Source organism: Chryseobacterium nepalense (assembly GCF_023195755.1).
In the GTDB taxonomy this organism is placed as follows: Bacteria; Bacteroidota; Bacteroidia; order Flavobacteriales; family Weeksellaceae; genus Chryseobacterium; species Chryseobacterium nepalense.
The window spans coordinates 3909822-3929829 of record NZ_CP096203.1 but is presented as its reverse complement, the minus strand read 5'-3'; the positions used below and the strand labels follow the sequence as shown (position 1 = coordinate 3929829).

Annotated in this window: 21 protein-coding genes; 6 read left to right on the top strand and 15 right to left on the bottom strand. The window is 37.9% G+C overall.

What is annotated here, in order from left to right; translation table 11 throughout:
• Positions 1 to 18 precede the first annotated feature (18 nt).
• The 9 genes from M0D58_RS17780 to M0D58_RS17740 form a co-directional block, all read right to left on the bottom strand.
• Positions 19 to 648 carry a peptide deformylase gene (locus M0D58_RS17780; RefSeq protein ID WP_248392266.1) on the bottom strand — a complete coding sequence of 210 codons (630 nt, stop codon included), beginning with the start codon at positions 646 to 648 and terminating at the stop codon, positions 19 to 21.
• 288 nt (positions 649 to 936) lie between these two features.
• Entirely contained in the window at positions 937 to 1809 is an 873-nt protein-coding gene (locus tag M0D58_RS17775) for a ChaN family lipoprotein (RefSeq protein WP_248392265.1), read from the bottom strand.
• 180 nt (positions 1810 to 1989) lie between these two features.
• Complete coding sequence (locus M0D58_RS17770; RefSeq protein ID WP_248392263.1) at positions 1990 to 3018, bottom strand: hemin-degrading factor; 1029 nt, start codon at positions 3016 to 3018, stop codon at positions 1990 to 1992.
• Between the two features lie 4 nt (positions 3019 to 3022).
• Positions 3023 to 3673: a class I SAM-dependent methyltransferase gene (locus M0D58_RS17765; protein WP_248392262.1), complete on the bottom strand. Its 651-nt coding sequence runs from the start codon at positions 3671 to 3673 to the stop codon at positions 3023 to 3025.
• A gap of 1 nt (position 3674) precedes the next feature.
• Positions 3675 to 4445, bottom strand: a complete 771-nt coding sequence (locus tag M0D58_RS17760; protein WP_248392260.1) for a heme ABC transporter ATP-binding protein — start codon at positions 4443 to 4445, stop codon at positions 3675 to 3677.
• On the bottom strand, positions 4442 to 5485 hold the full coding sequence (locus M0D58_RS17755; protein WP_248392258.1) for a FecCD family ABC transporter permease: 1044 nt from the start codon (positions 5483 to 5485) through the stop codon (positions 4442 to 4444). Before M0D58_RS17755 ends, M0D58_RS17760 begins: the two co-directional genes overlap by 4 nt.
• On the bottom strand, positions 5469 to 6347 hold the full coding sequence (locus tag M0D58_RS17750) for a heme/hemin ABC transporter substrate-binding protein (protein ID WP_248392256.1): 879 nt from the start codon (positions 6345 to 6347) through the stop codon (positions 5469 to 5471). Before M0D58_RS17750 ends, M0D58_RS17755 begins: the two co-directional genes overlap by 17 nt.
• 137 nt (positions 6348 to 6484) lie before the next feature.
• Complete coding sequence (locus tag M0D58_RS17745) at positions 6485 to 7612, bottom strand: HmuY family protein (RefSeq protein WP_248392255.1); 1128 nt, start codon at positions 7610 to 7612, stop codon at positions 6485 to 6487.
• 11 nt (positions 7613 to 7623) lie between these two features.
• Entirely contained in the window at positions 7624 to 9759 is a 2136-nt protein-coding gene (locus M0D58_RS17740) for a TonB-dependent receptor plug domain-containing protein (protein ID WP_248392252.1), read from the bottom strand.
• A gap of 95 nt (positions 9760 to 9854) precedes the next feature.
• Between M0D58_RS17740 and M0D58_RS17735 the strand changes: the two genes are divergently transcribed.
• Positions 9855 to 10673 (top strand): T9SS-dependent choice-of-anchor J family protein, encoded by an 819-nt coding sequence (locus M0D58_RS17735; RefSeq protein ID WP_248392244.1) that lies wholly within the window; start codon positions 9855 to 9857, stop codon positions 10671 to 10673.
• A gap of 213 nt (positions 10674 to 10886) precedes the next feature.
• The gene (locus tag M0D58_RS17730; protein ID WP_248392242.1) at positions 10887 to 12194 is read left to right on the top strand and encodes a T9SS type A sorting domain-containing protein; all 1308 of its coding nucleotides are present in this window, start codon (positions 10887 to 10889) and stop codon (positions 12192 to 12194) included.
• A gap of 144 nt (positions 12195 to 12338) precedes the next feature.
• Here M0D58_RS17730 and M0D58_RS17725 read toward each other — a convergent pair whose 3' ends face one another.
• The 6 genes from M0D58_RS17725 to M0D58_RS17700 form a co-directional block, all read right to left on the bottom strand.
• On the bottom strand, positions 12339 to 12629 hold the full coding sequence (locus M0D58_RS17725; RefSeq protein WP_248392239.1) for a putative quinol monooxygenase: 291 nt from the start codon (positions 12627 to 12629) through the stop codon (positions 12339 to 12341).
• 89 nt (positions 12630 to 12718) lie between these two features.
• Entirely contained in the window at positions 12719 to 13603 is an 885-nt protein-coding gene (locus M0D58_RS17720; protein WP_248392237.1) for a sulfite exporter TauE/SafE family protein, read from the bottom strand.
• 42 nt (positions 13604 to 13645) lie between these two features.
• A complete protein-coding gene (locus tag M0D58_RS17715; protein ID WP_248392234.1) occupies positions 13646 to 14887 on the bottom strand; it encodes a sulfate adenylyltransferase subunit 1 in 1242 nt (413 codons plus the stop codon).
• Between the two features lie 157 nt (positions 14888 to 15044).
• Complete coding sequence (cysD, locus tag M0D58_RS17710) at positions 15045 to 15953, bottom strand: sulfate adenylyltransferase subunit CysD (protein WP_248392224.1); 909 nt, start codon at positions 15951 to 15953, stop codon at positions 15045 to 15047.
• 19 nt (positions 15954 to 15972) lie between these two features.
• The gene (locus tag M0D58_RS17705) at positions 15973 to 16665 is read right to left on the bottom strand and encodes a phosphoadenylyl-sulfate reductase (RefSeq protein ID WP_248392221.1); all 693 of its coding nucleotides are present in this window, start codon (positions 16663 to 16665) and stop codon (positions 15973 to 15975) included.
• 88 nt (positions 16666 to 16753) lie between these two features.
• Entirely contained in the window at positions 16754 to 17161 is a 408-nt protein-coding gene (locus M0D58_RS17700) for an RrF2 family transcriptional regulator (protein ID WP_029294220.1), read from the bottom strand.
• 180 nt (positions 17162 to 17341) lie between these two features.
• On the opposite strand from M0D58_RS17700, the gene M0D58_RS17695 reads away from it, so the two are divergent.
• From M0D58_RS17695 to M0D58_RS17680, 4 genes are all read left to right on the top strand, one after another.
• On the top strand, positions 17342 to 17749 hold the full coding sequence (locus M0D58_RS17695; RefSeq protein ID WP_248392217.1) for a VOC family protein: 408 nt from the start codon (positions 17342 to 17344) through the stop codon (positions 17747 to 17749).
• 99 nt (positions 17750 to 17848) lie between these two features.
• Positions 17849 to 18277 (top strand): DUF4268 domain-containing protein, encoded by a 429-nt coding sequence (locus M0D58_RS17690; RefSeq protein WP_248392215.1) that lies wholly within the window; start codon positions 17849 to 17851, stop codon positions 18275 to 18277.
• A gap of 71 nt (positions 18278 to 18348) precedes the next feature.
• Positions 18349 to 18921: a Crp/Fnr family transcriptional regulator gene (locus tag M0D58_RS17685; protein ID WP_248392213.1), complete on the top strand. Its 573-nt coding sequence runs from the start codon at positions 18349 to 18351 to the stop codon at positions 18919 to 18921.
• A gap of 219 nt (positions 18922 to 19140) precedes the next feature.
• Entirely contained in the window at positions 19141 to 19878 is a 738-nt protein-coding gene (locus M0D58_RS17680) for an SDR family oxidoreductase (RefSeq protein WP_248392211.1), read from the top strand.
• The last annotated feature ends 130 nt before the right edge of the window (positions 19879 to 20008 follow it).

Genomic DNA, 20008 nt, shown 5'->3' with positions numbered 1-20008 from the left:
TTTTTCATATCACAGAAACTATCTGGTCACAGAATCTGCTTTTTTAAAAGCGTCCACTTTCTGGTACGCATTATTCTTTTCTTTCTCTTTTTTATCAGAAATTAAAATTCCGAAAAGATGGTCGATCTCATGCTGGAAAATAACGGCGGTAAATCCTTCCACCATCTCAGAATATTTTTGCCCTTTTAAGTCAACATATTCCAGCTGGATCACTTTGCTTCTGTAAAACTGATCCCTGAAATCAGGAATCGAGAGGTCGCCTTCCGGACCGAGATTCTGCAGCTCAGATCTCCAGACAATGACCGGATTGATAAAGTATTCCAACGGTTCACCGGGTTTATCAAACCGCTGTACCCAGATCACTTTGCGGTTGATTCCCACTTGCGGTGCCGCGATTCCTACTCCGCCATCCGTTGACAGCAGGGATTCTTTCATTCTTTTAACTAAAACTGCGGTATTTTTATCCAACGGATCAATTTCCGTAGAAAGACTTAGTAAAGTTTTATGCTGATGTTCATCAGTAGTCTGGTAAATCGGCAGTGCAGTATTGGTATCTCCCTGATTAATTATAAAAATCTCATCAGAAGAAAGTTTCTGTGCGTTCAAAAGACTCATTAAAAAGATGAAGAGAAATGATATTTTTTTCATATTACCGGAATATCAGACAAAAATAAAAGATGTTTTAAATTTTTCAAAGCCGATTCGTATTATTTAAGATCATAGTAACTTTTCGGGATCTCTTTGTATACAGATTCTCAGATGATCGTGAATAACTTTATTGATTTTTTTAAGTTTTATTTAAATTCTAAAATTAAGACTTAAATAAAATCTGCCTAATCCATGTAATCAGCAAAAATAAATTGAATCTACAAGAACATTTCTTACCTCTTACTTCTTACTTCTTACCTCTTACCTCTTACCTCTTACCTCTTACCTTCAATACGTTTTCGTCATATCCGCAGGCAATATCAGGTTAAAATCTGTTGGCACATACTCTTTTTCCGGAATTTTCAGCTCAGGATCTTCCGATTCAAAAACGGAGATTACAGCCATTTTAAGATCAGGATTCTTTTGTCTGATGTACCAATAAATTCCACCAAACTCTTTGCTGTGGTAATTTCCGTTGTAATGAATGAATGTTTTTCCGGACTGAATATTTTTAAGAATCGATTCCGCCATGGTGGCATCTTTAATGGCTTGTGCGGAGACAAAATTCATTACTTTCATTTCTTCCGCGTGGTCTCCCATCATTTTTTTCATTTCCTGATAACCTGGCGTTTCCAGAGTGACTTTTATCGGAAGCTGTGCAATATGGGTTTTATCTTTCGCCGGTAAACTGTTCAAAGATTCCAGTCCTTCCTTTGAAGTCTGGGAAGCATATCTTCTGGGAACATTGGTGGCAATGAAAGGCAGTTTTTTGGCTTTTGCAAAATCAACCAAAGGTTTATAATCTGTTGAAAAATTATTCCACAAACGGGCAGAATCTTTCAATCCTTTGGAATCGAATGTTCCGGAAAGATACTTATTAAGCTGTTCCTGATTGTCTCTTTCAAACATTTCTGCACCCAGGATCAGCTGTCCGTTTTTCTTTTGGTAAAGCGCCTCGGTAACTTTCAGCTGGAGCCAGTGATTGATAGAGTTATTATGATTTTCACCAAAGAAAATAATATCGTAATCAGCAAGTTCCTTAACCATTTTTTCGGTGCTGATTTCTTTTCCTTTTTTATTATAGAACTGATAAGCTTTAAAATTCTGGGCATTCAATGAACAGAAAAAAACAAGCAATACTATTGAGAAAATGTTTTTCATTTTTATTTATTTTTTAACACAAATAATTTTCACAAATATCACAATACTTTTTGATTTTTCAGGTCCATGATAATTTAATAAAAGGATTTGGGTTATTTATGAAATATTTTTGCAAATTGTGTTTAAATCAAAAAAGCCGCCCTGCACAAAACAAAACGGCTAAAAAAACGATCTAACTATTTATTTTTCAAGGTCTGCAACAAGGTTTTTCCATTCCTGTAGTTCTGGAATACCAGGCTTTCTTTTTCCAAAAAACTGTACGATGAAATCTCCTTCTTTGTTGAATACTTCAATAGCGGTAACCTCTCCGTCTTCCGTAGGTTTCTTCACGATCCATGCTTCAGCGATTTTTGTGACATCAAGGTGAAGGTTAAAATCCGGATCCATCACATTGAACCATTGCTGGTGCCAAAGTGTTTTTTTCACATTCCCGGTATGAATCTGGATAATTCCTCTGTTTCCAACAAAAATCATGATTGGCAGCTGTTTTTCAGAAGCGTCTTCCAAAACGTTAACTACTTTCGAGCTGTCGATTTTTTTGGTAAAACCTTCCGGAGCCAGTCGTAATGCCTGCGTTCTGCTCACCCCGAATTTTCTGGTCATCATAAAGAAATCATGCGTATCTTTCAGGTCCGTCCAGGCTTTTTGGAAACCTTCCACATCAATTTCGGAATCCGGCTTTTCTTCCGCTTTAGGAGCTACCGCTTCGCATTCTATGATTGAATGCTGCTCCTCTGCTTTAAATTTTTCCACTATTGCATCAAAAGCAGCCTCATTACTGTCTTTGGTTAAATAGATTTTATGTAATGCCAGTCCGTCTTTTCCGAAGAACTGCAGGCTTTTTTTATCACCTTCCACCACTGCAAAAGCGAACTTCCAATGGTTAAGAAAAATTCTGAGGTCAATATCCTCTCCCACGAAAAGCTGTGCATGAGGACTGCTGAAATCACCATTCAGGTAGGTTCCTTTTCTTTCATGAACACATTCGTCATTACGGGTAAGCGCCATTACTTTTCCCAGCTGTTCCGCTTCCGTCAGAATATCTTTAAATTCCGGCTTTAAAACCGTTACACCTTCGCCAACATTCGTAGCCAGCAGTTCTGCTTCGCTTACACCCAGCTCTGCCGCTGCATTGCGAATTCTCAAATGAGGATTATCTGCTTTAAGAGCTTCCCATTTTTCTTTAAGATCGTGTACTAATGTGCTCATTATTTTATTTTTTAATGGTTAAAATTGTATAATTTCTTGTTATTGTTTCTTCTGATGTTTTGCTTTTGATCTGCTCTTCCCGTTCTGAAATTTTCATTCTTTTAAAATTGCTTTTCGAGATTATTTCTTCCATTTCAGCGTTGCTGTACAATTTGAAATCAAACTGTGTGAAAGGCAGTTTTTCCATGAAATTCCGTTGTCCGAATGTGAGTACAAAGGTTCCGTTGTCCTTCAGAACCCGGTATATTTCATTTAAATATTCAACAGGCTGTTCCCAGAAATACACGGTGTTTACCGTAAATATCTTGGCAAAAGTTTTATCCTGAAATGGTAATTTCCTTCCCTCATACAAAACAAAATCCGCCTGACCTTCAAAATGCTTATTCAGTCTTTTTGCCTCGTTGTGCATGGTTTCGGAAATATCAATTCCGGTATATTTTATATTTGTAGCTTTGTTTAAAATGCTTTTTACGTGGTCAGCATTTCCGTGCCCGATTTCAAGGATGTATTCATCGTCTTCTATTAAAAGCGTCTGAATACTTTCCAGTGTCATTCCGATATTGGTGTCATTCATTATCTCACCAATTTCAATTCCCTTCTTTCCCTGCGGATTGGCAAGGTTCTGTGCTAATATTTTTAAATCCTGTTTTTCCATTTTATCCAAAAATAATCATTGGCCTGCCCGTAATCGGATGATCACAGATCGTGCAGGGAAAATTGTAGGCTTCACTGATATTTTCAGCGGTAAAAACTTCTGTCGGTGTTCCACAGGCCGTCACACGTCCAGATTTCATTAATAAGATTTTATCCGCGTACTGCGCCGCAAGATTCAGATCATGGAGTACAACAATGGCTGAATTCGTTTTTTCTGTAAATTTTTTGATGATTTCCAATGCTTTGTACTGATGTTTTACGTCCAGATTATTCAGAGGCTCATCAAGAAAAAGAACTTTGTGGGCAATTTCATTCTGGAGCTGTGCCATGACCCTGGATAAGTGCACTCTTTGCTTCTCGCCTCCTGATAACGTATTGTATTCTCTTTCTTTAAGATGGAAAATATCGGTTTCGAACATCATGGAATTCATGGCTTCATAATCTTCCTGAGCCGGTTGTGCATCGAAATACGGGTAGCGTCCCATCATCACAACATCTTTCACCTCAAGCGGAATATCATTGCTGTTGTGCTGTGAAAATTTTGCCTTATGTTTTGAAAGCTCATTGACTTTCCAGTCGCTGATATTTTTATCTTTAAATAAAACCCGTTGTTTTGACTTTACTTCATTCGCAAGGATACTCAACAAACTTGATTTTCCGGCTCCGTTCGGGCCTACGATAGCCAAAAATTCACCATATCCGAGATGAACATCCACCGAATCCAGAATATGAAATTCTTTGTGTCTATAACTGATCTGATGTGCCTTTATCATGACAGTGATTTTTTGAATTTAATTAAAATGGCAATGAAAATCGGACCTCCCATTAATGCTGTTAAAATCCCGACAGGAAGCTCCGAAGGTTCAACAATGCTCCTGCTGAATGTATCTGCCGTTAATAATAAAATACTTCCGCAGATTGCTGATAAAGGCAGGATAAAAGCATAATCTGATTTAAATAAAAGTCTTAAAATATACGGTACAATAAGTCCGACAAACCCAATTGTTCCCGAAAATGCCACACAGCTTCCGATCATTAATGCCGTAATAATGATAATCTGTTTTTTCAAGGCTTCGACGTTGATTCCCAAGTGTTGCGCATCTTTTTCACCCAGCATCATGGCATTCAATGCTTTACCTTTAGGCAACAGAATGCTGTAGGAAATCAGAAGGACAATTCCTAAAATGATGTTCTTCGTCCAGGTCGCAGCGGCTAAACTTCCTAAATTCCAAAATGTTAAATCTCTCAATTGTTCGTCTTTTGAAATATAAATCAAGAATCCGGTGATAGAAAATCCGATGGCTGTAATGGCAACTCCGGACAACAGCATCATAACCACATTGGTTTTTCCTCCCCTTGTTGAAATTTTATACACCAACAACATTGATAATAATGAACCGGCAAAAGCGGCAATACCCACCAGTGAAAATTGTACAGCTTCAGGAAGATACTGTCTGAAATGTCCTCCTAAAACAATCGTAATTGCAGCAAGTAACGTTGCTCCCGATGTCAGTCCGATTAAATCTTCTGTTGCCAGCGGATTTTTAAACAGTCCCTGAAGGCTCGTTCCGGAAACGGCAAGCATACTTCCGATAAGTATGGCCATCATAATCCTGGCAGCCCTTACGTCCCAGACTACATATTGATCACTTAAAGACAAGTGCAGATCATCTTTTATAACTTTTCCCAACACTTCAAAAGCAGATTTGCCGGCGAAATCATAAACTCCGGTATTAAGTGACCATACTGCTATGATGAGAAGCAGTATGGCACTTATGGTAAGGTAAACGTATAATTTACTTTGCGTTTTCAATGAGAAGTTTGTTTAATTCCACAGCAGCCTCACCCAGCCTTGGCCCGAAACCGGAAACCAGTCCGCCATCCATTGCGATGATCTTTTTATTTTTACCGGCGTTGGTTTGGGCAACACCCGGCATTTTAAGCGCGCCTTCATTTCCTCCTGCACCCTGCAGTCCGCTGGTGAAGAAGAATAAAACATCAGGGTTTGCTTTTACCACAGCCTCCGGTGTTAAAGGTTTAAAATCTTCAAAGTCATTAACTGCATTTTCGCCTCCTGCAATTTCAATTAAAGAAGCCATTGGTGTATTTTTTCCTGAAACCATCAGCATATTTCCTCTGGCGTAGATGAATAATACTTTCGGCTTCTTAGCGATCGGCTGAATCTGCTTCAAATCAGCATCAATTTTATCGTTGAGCTTTTGATAATCTGTATTTCCGATGGCTTTTGCAACATCTGCAATTAGCTTTTTGGTTCCGTCTACGGTAAATTCCTGCTTAAAAATTTCAGTTTTAATTCCTGAAGATTTGATTTTACCCATCAGTTCAGGATTAATGTCTTTATCTGAAGCTAAAATCAATGTCGGAGATACGGCCATGATCGGCTCAATTGTCATTGATCGTACATGCCCTAAATCTTTCGCTGTCGCTTTAAGAGATTCCGGATAAGTACTGGTAACATCTGTTCCCACGATTTCTTTTTCGTGGCCTAAAGCTGCTACAATTTCCGTGATCCCACCATTAAGCGTTACAATTTTATTACTTGATTTCGGTGTTTCGGCTTTTGTTTCCGTTTTAGTTTCCGTTTTAGCACCTTCCTCCTTTTTACAGGAAAATACTGCCATCAGTACAGAAGCTGCAAGGATGAATTTTTTCATAGATATACTTATTATTTGTTTATTTTAATTTGATGTAACGCAACGTCCACAAAGGATTTGTTAAAAATAATTGTGAATATTTCCGTTCGCAAAGGCGTTGCACTCAGCTAAGTACACTGATATTAAATATTATTAATTTATAAAGGTTTATATTCGAAAGAAGGAAAACCTCTTTCGTCTTTAACTCCCTGATCGTCCGTATTGGCTTTGGTAAGTCTGGTAAATCTCAGCTTGAAATAATACCCGTTGGGATCTTTGAGAATATAAAACCGGTCCCCGTAAACTTCCAGACCATTGGTACCTACAGGATTTCTCCAGTTGGAACCGATTACGCGCTGATCGTTGTAGATGAATTTGGAAGAATTAATATCAGAAGTTTTAAAATTATTATACGCTTCCACTCCTGAAGTTCCTGCAGGAACAATTACCTCGTAAGCGCCTGTTCCACCAACATTATTGATCGTTACAAAGTCGGCATAAATATAGCTTCCTGCTCCGGCAATCGTGTTGGTAAATACCGTGAAACACAGGTCCCATTTTTTCTTTTCGGGTTGAATGGATACTTCATTTTTATTTTTTAAACTGATAAAATTATAGTTATAGAGAGCATTTTTGGCTACCGTTATTTCAAAATAATTGTTTCCATCTATATCAGCAGATTTTACTTTATATCCTTCTCCTGAGCGTATAATCTGCACTTTTTTCCATCCGCGGCTGTCGCCTCCCGTAGCTACGGAACCAATGGGTACGGAACCATTATAGATTTCTTTACCCATATTGACAAGATAAACCGCATTCTCAGAATCATTGGCTTTAATTTCTTCAATAGCAGTATATCCGGAAGGAAAATTTCCTTTAACATCATCGATATAAACCTCGTTGGCAGGATTGAAGTTGGCTACCTGAACCTGATTTTTCAAGGTGGAAACGCTAGCTTCCGTTACCTGACTGAAATCCGTAACATTAGGGATTTTAGCTGCAGCCATCATGATGGAAGAATTCAACACGACTTTAAATTCCGGTCCTGAATACAGGGCGAGATCCCAATCGGTTCTTCTGGTCAGTTTTTGTACAGGTCCTTTCGTTATCGGGTCTGTTTCGCTGAGGTCGATCCACACCTGATTGGGTTGTGTTGCCCCACCTACCTTTGGATCTGCAATGGCACCTTCTATTTTGGCTACCGATACAGGATCTTCATTATCATTAATACAGGATTGAGAAATAAAGGAAGCTCCTACAAGCAAACAATAGAGTATTTTTTTCATTTTTAATGTATTTAAAAATTATAATTTAACCTCATGAAATAACTTCGTCCATAGAACAGATTCTGCAGTCCGGAAGAGGCATTGTGGGTATCTCCCGATTGAATGGTATTTTTCACACTCGTCACGTCGAAGATATTTTTGATCCCTGCGCTTATTTCAAAATGATTTTTAAAGAAAGGTTGGCTCACCGTGAAATTCAACATATTGAAATCCCCGATTTCCCCTAAAATATATTGCCCCGAATCTCCCGGATCGTTTTCTTTTCCCTGATAAGTGTACCGTCGCTGAGTTCCGGTGTATTTATAATACAGTGCAAACAATGTTTTTGTAGAAGGCAACGTGTAATTGGCGGCAAGATTCGCTTCAGCATAATAATTATAATCATCAGGTGAAGTAATGTTTCCTGTATTTAAAACCTGTGAAACGCCCATAACCGAAACTCCTGCATTTAAAGAAAGATCTCCTTTTCTTATATTAATTCCTCCTCCGAATAAGATTGATCTGTAATCGTCTACATTTAGGAAAGTTATTTGCAGCGGGCTGTTGTTGATGATCACATCTTGTATTCTGTTTTGCACGTCCAGGTACATTCCCGATAGGCTAAAATTAAATTTCCAGTTGCTGGAGTTGGTTAAAGCATAATCCCAGAAAACGGAAGCAGAATAACCGGTTTCAGGTTTTAAATTTTCATTTCCTCTGATGTCGTGATTGTTATCTACTACAAAAGTGTATAATTCATCGTAAGTTGGAAATCGGTTGGCTGAACCGAAAACAGCACGGATGTCCGAATTTTCAGAGGTTGTAAATCTTAATGTTCCCGAGTAATTATATTGCGAACTGAACCTGTCGCTCAGGGCCAGCCTTACTCCGGGACGGAATGAAAACCAGTCATTTACTTTCCATTCAGCTGATAAGAAATTAGCATAATTGAATATAGCGCGTTCAATACTTTTTCCATTGTTATTGCTTTCAAAAGTAGTTGCATCGGCAAAACCCTTCGTACGGTCTAATTCGTATCCAAGCTGGAAATTAATTTTTTCGTTATCTAAAAAATTACTGAACATTCCTCTTGAGTACAATACGTCGGATTTGTAGAATGTAATTTCAGAGTCTCTGGAGATTTCCTGTCGGTTGGGAACATCATACGCATAAACCTGTGATTTTCTTTCCTGGCTTTGATAAGAGAAGTCTCCGTTATAGTTAATTCTTCCGAATTTTGTCTGAATATTAAACTGGTGAATCCAGCGGTTGGTACGATAATCTTTGTCGTTTGCGGTATATGTTCTGTTTCCTCCACCCAGAGGAAGGTCTGTGACTAAAGGATTATAATAATTAATTTCTTCCGTAAGAAAGTTCAGCTTATAAAAGAAACTTGTATTGTCTTTATTGTAGCGGATTGTTCCGTTTGTGGTGAGCTGATCTTTCGGCTGCCAGTCGTACCCGCGCTTTCCGTCGTTATTTTCACTAAAATATTTATATCCGTTAAGCGAACCTTTATAACCTTGGAAATCATTATGATTAATATCTGCAGAAAGAGACCAGTTGTCATTAAACCTATAACCAAGATTCAGTGACTGGATATGGCGTCCATTTCCTTTTTTGAACCAGTCGTAGTCTTTTCCCACCGTTTCTTCCTGTATGGATGCCAGCGCGGTAAACTTTTTACTGTAATTTTTTTTCGTAATGATATTGATGACTCCGGCTACCGCATTATTTCCGTATTCCACGCCCATTGAACCTTTTACTACCTCAATTCTTTCGATATTGTTGACATTGATTTTGGTAAGATCTACCAGATTTCCCATGCCTTCATCGCTTACAACCGGAATATTATCAATAAGTATCTTGGTATATTCACCGCTGAGCCCCATAATATTCGCACTGGAGTTTCCTGAACTTTTACTGGGTTCTATTAAAATATTAAGATTTTGATTAAGCACTTCGGCAACATTGGTTACCGCCATATTTTTGATCTGCTGCGCATCAATTACTTCAACTTTATAGATCGATTTGTCAATAGATTGCTGTATAAATTGCCCGGTAATAATTACCTCATCTATTGTTTTCTGCTTAAGAGAATCTTTTTCCTGTGCATTCACCCATAAAACAACGGATAAGGATAGTATGGAAAGCACTTTCTTTTTCATAGACGAAAAATTTTTGACAAATATATAATTTTATTTAGAACAGTTAAAAATAAATATTATAATTTTGTGGAATGATTCTAAATAAAAATAATGTTATGAAACTAAGACTACTTTTAGGAACTTTACTTTTTACAACAATGGCTGCACATGCGCAGGTAGCAACACTTAATGAAAACTTTGACGGCTTTACCGCAGGGAACACTACTTTCCCACAAGGCGGCTGGTCGGCCATAACGGCTTCTCCAACCCAGGAATTTCCACCGGTATCTCCCAGAATGATCGTTGCAATAGACAATAATAATTCTGCTAATAAGTTCGTACAGTCTTATGCCGGAAACAACGGTTCTGCACCGTCTTACCTCATTTCTCCTCAAATTACAGCTCCTGCAGGCGACAAAACATTATCTTTCCAGACTACTCTGGTTTCTCCGTCGCCCGGTCCCGGAACGATTCAGGTAGGACTGGCTTCGAATCCCGCGGATATGTCTACCTTTGTTGCCGTTGGAAATCCAATCACTGTATCAACAATCGGAGCCGTTCAGAATATCAGCCTTACCATTCCGGCTTCTTCTTCACAGTATATTGTATTCCGCTTTACCCCTTCGACAACGCACGTGGCAGTACAGATTGATAATGTAGTATATAACACTGCTTCAAATCTTGCTGTTTCCGATCATATCAAATCTCAGGAATCTGTAAGATTTGCAGTGAATGCAGAAAATACTGTGTTACAGTTTATCACTAAAAAAGATCCGGAAAACATCAGTATTTATTCTGCATCCGGACAAAAAGTGGCGGGCGGCAAATTAGCCGGAAGATCTTTCGATATCAGCACATTGCAGACAGGAGTATATTATATCATTATTAAAACCGAAGAATGTTCTGCAGTAAAATCCAAGTTTATAAAGAAATAAGATTAATTAGACAGCCTTACGGCAGGAGACTGATTTATGATTTCATAGATCGGTCTTTTTTTATGTTTTAATAGTAGCCTGAACCTAATTATTTTCTTTAATAATTAAAATCAAATTTAAAACACGACAAAAATCATATTTTATTTAGAACAAATAAAAATAAATAATATATTTTTGTAGAATAATTCTAAATAATAATTTACATCTGATATTATGAAAACAAAACTACTTTTCGCTTCAATGTTCGCATTAGGGGTACAGCAGACTGTTCTTTCACAGGTTGATGCCAACGGATATACTACAGTAAATATGTCTATGGGTGCCAGTTACCAGAACCGTGTATTTTTCGATCTTAGTTCCAATACTATACAATCCCAGCCTGCCAATACCTGGGATATTGCGTTTTTCAGAAATTCGAGCATGAATTTCGGGACGAGAATCAATGATGCACAAAATATAGAAGTCTATCAGGCTTCCGCTAATCCGAACGACTGGAATTCCATTACCACAAACGTTGTTTCTTCATACGGATCACCATTATATAATCTTGACAATACAACATCTATCCAGGAAGGTGCTTTTGAACAGGGAACGGCTACTTACGGCTGGGGTGAATATAATCCGGGAAATCATCATATTGAAGGAAAGGTAATTTTTATCCTGAAATATGTTTTGAGCAATACTTATTATAAATTTATGATTGACGACTATTTCGGAGGGTATACTTTTAAATATGCCAAATGGAATGCCACCACTTCATCGTGGGATACTACGGTTTCAAAAACCATTGCCAACGGAACTGACGATGCTTATTTTAATTATTTCTCTTTTGCAACCGGAGATAAGGTGACCAATCTTGAGCCTTCAAAGGCTAATTGGGACTTTATGTTCACCAGGTACTGGACCGATTATCCATATACCGATCCAAATACAGGTCAGTCCGCTACCATGAAGTACAGGATGTCCGGTGTGATTCAGAATTCTAATATTAGCGTAGCGAAAGTACAGCCGGAAACACAGGCAACCACCACCACTATTCTTCCTTCATCTGCTGCATTTTCAAACAATATTACAGCAATCGGCCATTCGTGGAAACCGACGATGGGCGTATACAATGATGTGGTGTATTACATCAAACAGGGATCTGAATACTATAGAATGTATTTCACATCAAATGAAGGTTCACAGACCGGAAATATGTATTTTAAGTATAAAAATATCACTTCTGTTTTAGGGACAACCGATATTGCCGGTAAAAAAGCTTCTTTCGGAATTTACCCCAACCCGACAACAACAGATAAACAGGTAACTGTTTTATTTGATGTTAAAGAAAAGCTCAGCAACAAAGGGAATGTGGAAGTGTATGATCTATCAGGCAAAAAAGTGTATTCTGCTGAACTGACTAACCAGGCAGGTTTTTACAAACAGGATCTGAATCTTTCCCACCTCTCTTCAGGACATTATCTTGTGAAGATAACGTTCGGCGGACAAACGGAAACGAAAAAGCTGATCGTGAAATAGGCAATTGTGAATATCAATTGAGAATTTTAAAATTAACGATTCACAATTCACTTTCAAAATAATACTTTCTATTTTTTCTATAATAAAAGGCTGCCCTCATAGTGGACAGCCTTTTAGATTTTCACGGAATTGATTCTTATTTTTTTAAAGTGTTTTAAAACCTTTATACACTTCAGTAGAACTTTCCAGCATTTTAGATACGTCTTTTCTGAAATTGAGCAGATGATCCTGTCCGCTGTGGCGGTTCAGGTGGTCTTCGGTTTCCCATAATTCCACCATAAAGAATGTTCCTTTATTGTTTTTATCTTCTATGAGGTCATATTGAAGGCAGCCTTCTTCTTTTCGGGTTTCTCTTACCAGCGTCTGAAAAAGCTCAACAGCTTCCATTAAATAGTTTTCATTGAATTTAAAAACGGCAACAACATGTATGTTCATAGTATTTTTTTAATGATGTAAAAGTAAAATATTTTCAAATCAAAAATATTTTTTATTACCGTTATTTTTCAACACAGAGGCTTTTTATACTAAAAAACAGATTTATAAATCGTTATGGAACTCATAATGATTACGAGAAGCCCAATAACCACAAACATGCTTTTTACAGGAAGTTTCGCCGTAAGCATCGCAGAAAAAGGTGCGGTAAAGATCCCGCCGATCAAAAGTCCGAGAATGATATTCCAGTGCTGAATGCCCAATGTAAGCATAAACGTAATGGCTGCAGTAAGCGTTAAAATAAACTTGGCAACCGTAGAACTTCCCACTGCAAACCTTGGCGTGAAGGAATTTTTGATTAACGTTCCTGTTACCAAAGGTCCCCATCCTCCGCCGGCGAAAGAATCTATAAATCCTCCTGCTAAACCAAGTCTCGTAAGATTTGTTTTTCTTTTTAATTTTTTATCCTGTTTTTTCTTAAAGGCATTTGAGAAAATCCGAATTCCCAGATACAGTGTATAAAAAGAGATAACCGTTTTGGTTATTTTTGAATAATATTCGCCAAGATATGTCAATGAAATGGCACCGATCACAGCACCGATCACAGCGGGAACCGCAAGCCTTTTCACCAGATTTTTACTCACATTTTTCAGCCTTATATGACTAATGCTTCCTGCCGCAGTGGTAAAACTTTCCGCAGAGTGAATACTTGCACTTACCGCATGCGGCGGAATACCCAAAAACAACAGGGTGGTAGTACAGATTACGCCATAGCCCATTCCCATGGATCCGGCTACAATTTCAGCTAAAACCCCCACCAGCAGCATCCAGTAAAAAATATAGTTATCTTTAGCAAGGATCGTGAAAAGCTCATCCAGATATCCGAGTTCGAACATGGTGAAAACAGTAAGAGACAACACAGCGGCCGTTACAAAAAATACATTAAGCCTGAACTGAACTTTCCTGGAGATGATCATTGCTGTTTAATTTTATGTTGATAAAACAAGTATGTATTTACATTACAAGATCATGACAGCGCCAACTGTAGAATTGCTTGTTTCGTCGATCAGGATGGCATTTCCGGTATTTTGGCTGTCCTCAAAACTATCGAAGACAAGAGGCGAAGCCGTTTTCAATCGGACTTTTACCACTTCATTAAGCCTGATATTTTCCGTAACCGGTATCTTTTCTAACGTATTGACGTCAATTCTATACTCAATTTCTTTTACAAGGGTCTTCAGAAGTTTACTTTTATGTTGAATAAAATACTTACTCCCCTCTGTTAATTCCTTTTTATCCAACCAGCAGACAACCGCTTCAATTTCATTTTCCGTTTTTGGAAGGCTGTCCGGTTTAACAAGGAAATCACCGCGGCTGATATCAATATCATCTTCAATGTGAATAACGGCAGGCTGTCCGGCAAAAACGGCATCAACTGGTTTTCCGCCGGTTTCAATTGCTGATATTTTTGACTTGATATTTTGCGGAAGTACCGTAATTTCATCACCCTTTTTGTAGACTCCTGAAATTATTTCTCCGGCATAACCTCTATAATCATGAAGCGCATCGGTTTGTGGGCGGATCACATACTGAACCTGGAATCTTGGACTTTCAAATTCATCACTATTGCGAACCTGAACGGTTTCCAGAAACTCAAGCAGTGAAGAACCATCGTACCAGCTCATATTTTCTGATTGAGTAACAATATTGTCGCCATAAAATGCTGAAATAGGAAAATAACTCACATTTTCAAGTCCTAATTTTGCAGCTACTTCTTCATATTGGTTTTTAATATCATTAAAAACTCTTTGCGAATAATCAACAAGATCCATTTTATTGATAGCAACCGCTACATTCTTGATTTTCAGCAATGAAGCAATAATAGAATGCCTTTTAGTCTGCTCGATGACCCCTTGCCTTGCATCGATAAGAATAACAATCAATTGTGAGTTTGAAGCTCCGGTAATCATATTTCTGGTGTACTGAATATGCCCGGGAGCATCGGCAATAATAAATTTTCTTTTGGGCGTCGAAAAATAGCGGTAAGCCACATCAATAGTAATTCCCTGCTCTCTTTCAGCCCGCAATCCGTCTGTTAAAATCGCAAGATCTATTCCGTTTTCATTCTTATTTTTTGATTGCTTTTCCAGTGCTTCCAGCTGGTCCACCAATATATTTTTACTGTCATAAAGAAGCCTTCCGATGAGGGTACTTTTACCGTCATCCACGCTTCCTGCAGTGATAAATCGTAATATGTCCATGTTTTTTCTTAATTATGAGTAATAAGTAATGGGCAATAAGTAATCTTTGAATTCAATAAATTGTATTACTTATTATTATGTCAAAAATTTATATTCAATTTTAAAAGTAAATTTTACGTACGATTGGCATTATTTATTACCAATTGCTCATTACTTATTAAAAATACCCTCCTTTTTTTCTGTCTTCCATCGCCGCTTCCGTCACTTTATCATCGATTCTGGTTTCACCGCGTTCTGAAATTCTGGAAGCCGTGATTTCGTTCACAACCTCATCAAGAGTTTCCGCGTAGCTTTCTACGGCTGCCGTGCAGGTCATGTCTCCTACTGTTCGGTACCTGACTTTTTTATTGACAATTGTATCGTGCTCATCAATCCGGATAAAATCCGAAACGGCAATCAGCTGCCCTTCGTGTTCAATCACATCACGATCATGCGCAAAATAAATGGATGGAAGCTGAATATTTTCTCTCTTGATATAATTCCATACATCCAGTTCGGTCCAGTTGGAAATCGGGAAAACCCTCACATTTTCACCTTTACTGATTCTTCCGTTGTAAATATTCCAGAGTTCGGGGCGCTGTAATTTTGGGTCCCATTGCCCGAATTCATCCCGCACGGAGAAAAAACGTTCTTTCGCTCTTGCTTTTTCTTCATCTCTTCTTGCTCCTCCGATACATGCATCAAAACCGAATTCTTCAATGGTATCGAGTAAAGTATGCGTCTGCAGCCAGTTTCTTGAGGCAAATTTTCCTTTAGGCTCGGCTAATTTTTTAGCTTTAATGGTGTCTTCTACACTCCTCACGATGAGTTCTGCGTCAATCGTTTCTGCAAGATAATCCCTGAACTGCAATGCTTCCGGGAAATTGTGTCCTGTATCGATATGAACCAACGGAAAAGGGATTTTCATGGGTGCAAAAGCTTTCCTGGCCAGATGAACCAATGTTATGGAATCTTTTCCGCCGCTGAAAAGCAAAGCCGGTTTTTCAAACTGTGCGGCAATTTCCCGCATGATATAAATACTTTCAGCCTCCAGCTGTTCCAGGTAGTCTAGTTTATATGTATTCATTTTGAAAGTAATATTTGAATTAATGCGAATGAAGACCGCATTCTTTTTGTGAATTTTCCCACCACCAGCGTCCTGCACGCGGATTCTCGCCTTCAACAACAGCTCTCGTGCATGGCTCACAGCCGACACTGATGAATCCTTTTTTATGCAAAGGCAGCTCCTGAACCTTATTCTGTTGCAGATAAACGAGAACCTGCTGGTAATTCCAGTCAATTAGCGGATTGTATTTGTATAGCTTCCGCTCTTCATCCCATTCGATGACCGGCATATTTTCCCGGTTTTCCGACTGTTCCGAACGCAGACCTGTGATCCAGATTTCTGCATTTTCAAGAGCACGATTTAAAGGTTTAACCTTTCTTATAAAACAACATTCTTTTCTGTTTTCTACAGAATGATAAAACGCATTGATCCCTTTTTCATTCACATATTTTTCCACATCCGAAGGTTCCGGGAAATAGACTTGCGTTTTTATTTTGTACCTCGAGTTGTTTTTTGAAAGCAATTCATAGTGTTCATAAAAAAGCCTGCCTGTATCCAGTGTAAAAACCTTTATCGGAAGTTCATTTCTGAAAATAATATCGGTGATAACCTGATCTTCCTGACCAAGCGATGTTGAAAAAACAGCTGTTTCCGGAAATCGTAAAGAAATAAATTTCAATCCCTCCTCTGCTGAAAGCTGTTTGAGTGTTTCTGCATCTTCTTTTGAAATCATAATTTATTCATTTGAAGTAATGCAAATATCTAATAAAATTATTATCCCACCAAAAAAGTAGACTAATAATTCAAAAAAAAGGATCAGGTCAGTCGACCAGATCCATTAAAGTTTTTCTTTCGAGAATGTTAAGCGAAGCATCTCTCACTTCAATCAGCACATCATGCAGGCCACAGTGATCTTCCGTACAGTCTTCACATTTCTCGTAAAAATTCAGGCTTACACAGGGAAGCAGGGCAATTGGCCCGTTGACAAGGCGGATAATTTTAGCAAGCTTTACATTTTCCGGATTCTCTTTAAAAAAATAGCCTCCTCCTTTCCCTTTTTTACTATCAAGGATGCCGGCTTTTTTCAATTCGAGCAGGATATTTTCAAGAAACTTCAAAGGGATCTTCTTATGATCTGCAATTTCGGAAATAAGAATAGGCCCGTCGTTTCTTTTTTCTACAAGGTACGACAGCGCTTTAAACGCATATTGGGATTTTTTAGACAGCATTACTACAAAAATAAGAAAATAGTTTTAAATGCATTAATAACCTGATAAATTGAAAGATCCGGATATAAACCACATGTATTTTGCAGAACTAATTAATTTAATTTGATTTAAGCTAAATACTGCTGACATCCAGTTGTCACAAGGTCGGATTAATTTTGGCATATAATTAAATATCAAAAAATGAATTTATCATCAATCCGCATTATTACTGCAGAAATAGAACGATTAATCAAGTTTTATGAACATATCACAGGATTGTCCGTTGTACGATATACTCCTGATTTTGTTGAATTACGGACATCAACAACGACATTAGCCATCGGAAGTACAAAAACATTACAGTTTTTTGGCGGTAATGATATAGCTCAACCGGAACAAAACCGCAGCATTATCATTGAGTTTAAGGTAGATGATGTTGATCAAGATTATGAAAGATTATCTGCTTATCTTCAGGGAAGCATCGTACAGAAACCAACAATAATGCCCTGGGGAAATAAATCACTTTTATTTCGTGATCCTGACGGAAATCTTGTTAATTTTTTCACCCCTGTCACACCAGAAGCAGCAGGAAGAACTGAGCGAAATTAATACTGCTCCATCAACCAATCAAAGTCCCGTGAAGAATATTTTCAGGGACTTTCACTTCTTACTTTATTCTATTAAGGTCAAAATAGCTACTTTTGCTATATGTTCAGCAAACAGGAAGCACAACAGTTAAAAAAAGAGTTTTGGACGGCCTTTGGAAAATCTTTCCCGAGAAAGTGGATTTTATACGATACCAAGATTAAGGATATGTCGTTCAAGTTTTACGCAGATAATAAAAAGGCGGAGGTCTCTCTTGATATCGAAATGAAAGATGAAGTTTTCAGGGATGCCTATTACAATAAAATCTGGTCGCTGGAAGATATTCTGAAAGATTTTATCGGCGATTTTCATAAAGAAGAATTTTACACGCTGGAAAACGGAAAAGTCATCAGCAGGATCTGGATTGAAAAGCACGGCGTTTCCATTTTCAATAAAAATACATGGCAGGAAACTTTTCAGTTTTTTGTTGATAAAATGGATGCCTTTGAAAGATTTTATTATGAATATGAGGACTTTATAAAAGATGTTTAATTCTATAACAACCGATTTTTTATTTGCCAAATGGCAAATGCCACTATATTCTCTTTCCTTATCTTGCATCCATGAAAGAATTATTTGACTTTATCCTCAGATTCGGGAATCTCAACCAGCAGCAGATGGATTTTATTTCAGCAAAAGCAACAGAGATCAGTCTGCCCAAAGAAGAATATTTTTCTGAAGCAGGAAAAATTTCAAAACAGGTGGGATTTATCATTGACGGCATTTTAAGGGTATGTTATTATAACAATAAAAGCGAGGAAATTACCAAATATTTTATCGAAGAAAATAATCTGGTGGTGGATCTTGAAAGTTTTGACAATCAGATTTGTTCAAGCTCCTATGTCCAGGCCGTAACAGACTGTAAGCTTGTTGTTTTTGAAAGAAAAGACTGGATGGAACTCCTGCAGACCATCGTAGGTTTTGATGCCATCGTTCATAAAATCATTTCCAGAGCTTTGATGCAGAAGGTGGAAAGAAGAAGTCCACTCGTGACAGAAGATGCGACCACCCGTTACCTGAAGTTTCTGGAAATCTATCCTACGGCAGTCAACAGAATTCCGCTTTCTTACGTGGCTTCTTATCTTGGGGTGACACAGTCCTCTCTAAGCAGGATCAGGAAGAATATCACTTTGTAAATTTGTAATCTGGAAAATTAATTATTAAGGTGTTTAAAGAGTTTTCTTAAACCACCCGTCAAAAATTCCTAGAATTTTTGACATCCCTCTAAGTGAGGGGTATGTATGCGCTTAAAATACCAAGTGTTCTTTAAGTTTTATCATTTTTTCTCTTTTTGCCAAATGGCAAATGTCATCCTGTTTTATTATCGGAATTTTACATCAGTTAAAATATAAAAAATGAAAACAGTATTAATTACAGGCGCCAACAGAAGTATTGGCCTTGAAACCGCAAAACAACTTTCAGAAAAAGGATTATTTGTGTATTTAGGAAGCAGAAATCTCGCAAAAGGAGAAGCCACTGTAAAAGAATTATCAGAAAAGGAATTCCAGAATATCAAAGCGATTGAAATTGATGTTACCGATCCGGAATCCATTGTGAAAGCAAAAAACACGATTGAAAGCGAGCAGGTAAAACTGGATATTCTGATCAACAATGCAGGAATTTTAGGCGTAAACCCTCAGACCGCTGCCGAAACATCCGTTAATGACATCCGGGAAGTTTTTGATACGAATTTTTTTGGTGTAATCAATGTTACCCAGGCATTTTTAGATTTGCTAAAAAAATCAGACAGCCCAAGAATCAGCAATATTACTTCCGGATTAGGCTCACTTACTTTACATACTGATCCTGAATGGAAATATTATCACATAAAAACCGCCGCGTATGGCCCTTCCAAATCGGCTCTTAATGCGTATACTATTGCCTTAGCTTATGAGCTGAGAGAACTTCCATTCAAGGTTAATGTAATTGATCCGGGTTATACAGCAACCGATTTTAATGGCCACAGCGGTCCCGGTTCTGTCGAAAGCGCAGCTTCGTTCATTATTAAACATACAATAGCGGATGAAAATGGGCCGACCGGACAATATTTCAGTAATGATATTGAGGATGAAACCGGAATCAGTCCGTGGTAGATTTTCAATAATAATTAAAAGAGAGACTTAAAGCCTAAATTATATTGGAGATGGAAGCTGGGAGATGGAAGCCGGATTGTTTACCTTAGCTTTAACCTTATTCTTTCAATTCCAAACTGTATCACTATTA

Coding starts and splice junctions, on each gene's coding strand:
- M0D58_RS17680 (WP_248392211.1), top strand. CDS start 19,141: ATGAAAACAGTATTAATTACAGGCGCCAACAGAAGTATTGGCCTTGAA.
- M0D58_RS17690 (WP_248392215.1), top strand. CDS start 17,849: ATGTTCAGCAAACAGGAAGCACAACAGTTAAAAAAAGAGTTTTGGACG.
- M0D58_RS17740 (WP_248392252.1), bottom strand. CDS start 9,759: ATGAAAAAGAAAGTGCTTTCCATACTATCCTTATCCGTTGTTTTATGG.
- M0D58_RS17750 (WP_248392256.1), bottom strand. CDS start 6,347: ATGAAAAAATTCATCCTTGCAGCTTCTGTACTGATGGCAGTATTTTCC.
- M0D58_RS17700 (WP_029294220.1), bottom strand. CDS start 17,161: ATGCTGTCTAAAAAATCCCAATATGCGTTTAAAGCGCTGTCGTACCTT.
- M0D58_RS17725 (WP_248392239.1), bottom strand. CDS start 12,629: ATGAACATACATGTTGTTGCCGTTTTTAAATTCAATGAAAACTATTTA.
- M0D58_RS17685 (WP_248392213.1), top strand. CDS start 18,349: ATGAAAGAATTATTTGACTTTATCCTCAGATTCGGGAATCTCAACCAG.
- M0D58_RS17705 (WP_248392221.1), bottom strand. CDS start 16,665: ATGATTTCAAAAGAAGATGCAGAAACACTCAAACAGCTTTCAGCAGAG.
- M0D58_RS17765 (WP_248392262.1), bottom strand. CDS start 3,673: ATGGAAAAACAGGATTTAAAAATATTAGCACAGAACCTTGCCAATCCG.
- cysD (WP_248392224.1), bottom strand. CDS start 15,953: ATGAATACATATAAACTAGACTACCTGGAACAGCTGGAGGCTGAAAGT.
- M0D58_RS17695 (WP_248392217.1), top strand. CDS start 17,342: ATGAATTTATCATCAATCCGCATTATTACTGCAGAAATAGAACGATTA.
- M0D58_RS17770 (WP_248392263.1), bottom strand. CDS start 3,018: ATGAGCACATTAGTACACGATCTTAAAGAAAAATGGGAAGCTCTTAAA.
- M0D58_RS17775 (WP_248392265.1), bottom strand. CDS start 1,809: ATGAAAAACATTTTCTCAATAGTATTGCTTGTTTTTTTCTGTTCATTG.
- M0D58_RS17745 (WP_248392255.1), bottom strand. CDS start 7,612: ATGAAAAAAATACTCTATTGTTTGCTTGTAGGAGCTTCCTTTATTTCT.
- M0D58_RS17735 (WP_248392244.1), top strand. CDS start 9,855: ATGAAACTAAGACTACTTTTAGGAACTTTACTTTTTACAACAATGGCT.
- M0D58_RS17760 (WP_248392260.1), bottom strand. CDS start 4,445: ATGATAAAGGCACATCAGATCAGTTATAGACACAAAGAATTTCATATT.
- M0D58_RS17715 (WP_248392234.1), bottom strand. CDS start 14,887: ATGGACATATTACGATTTATCACTGCAGGAAGCGTGGATGACGGTAAA.
- M0D58_RS17780 (WP_248392266.1), bottom strand. CDS start 648: ATGAAAAAAATATCATTTCTCTTCATCTTTTTAATGAGTCTTTTGAAC.
- M0D58_RS17720 (WP_248392237.1), bottom strand. CDS start 13,603: ATGATCATCTCCAGGAAAGTTCAGTTCAGGCTTAATGTATTTTTTGTA.
- M0D58_RS17730 (WP_248392242.1), top strand. CDS start 10,887: ATGAAAACAAAACTACTTTTCGCTTCAATGTTCGCATTAGGGGTACAG.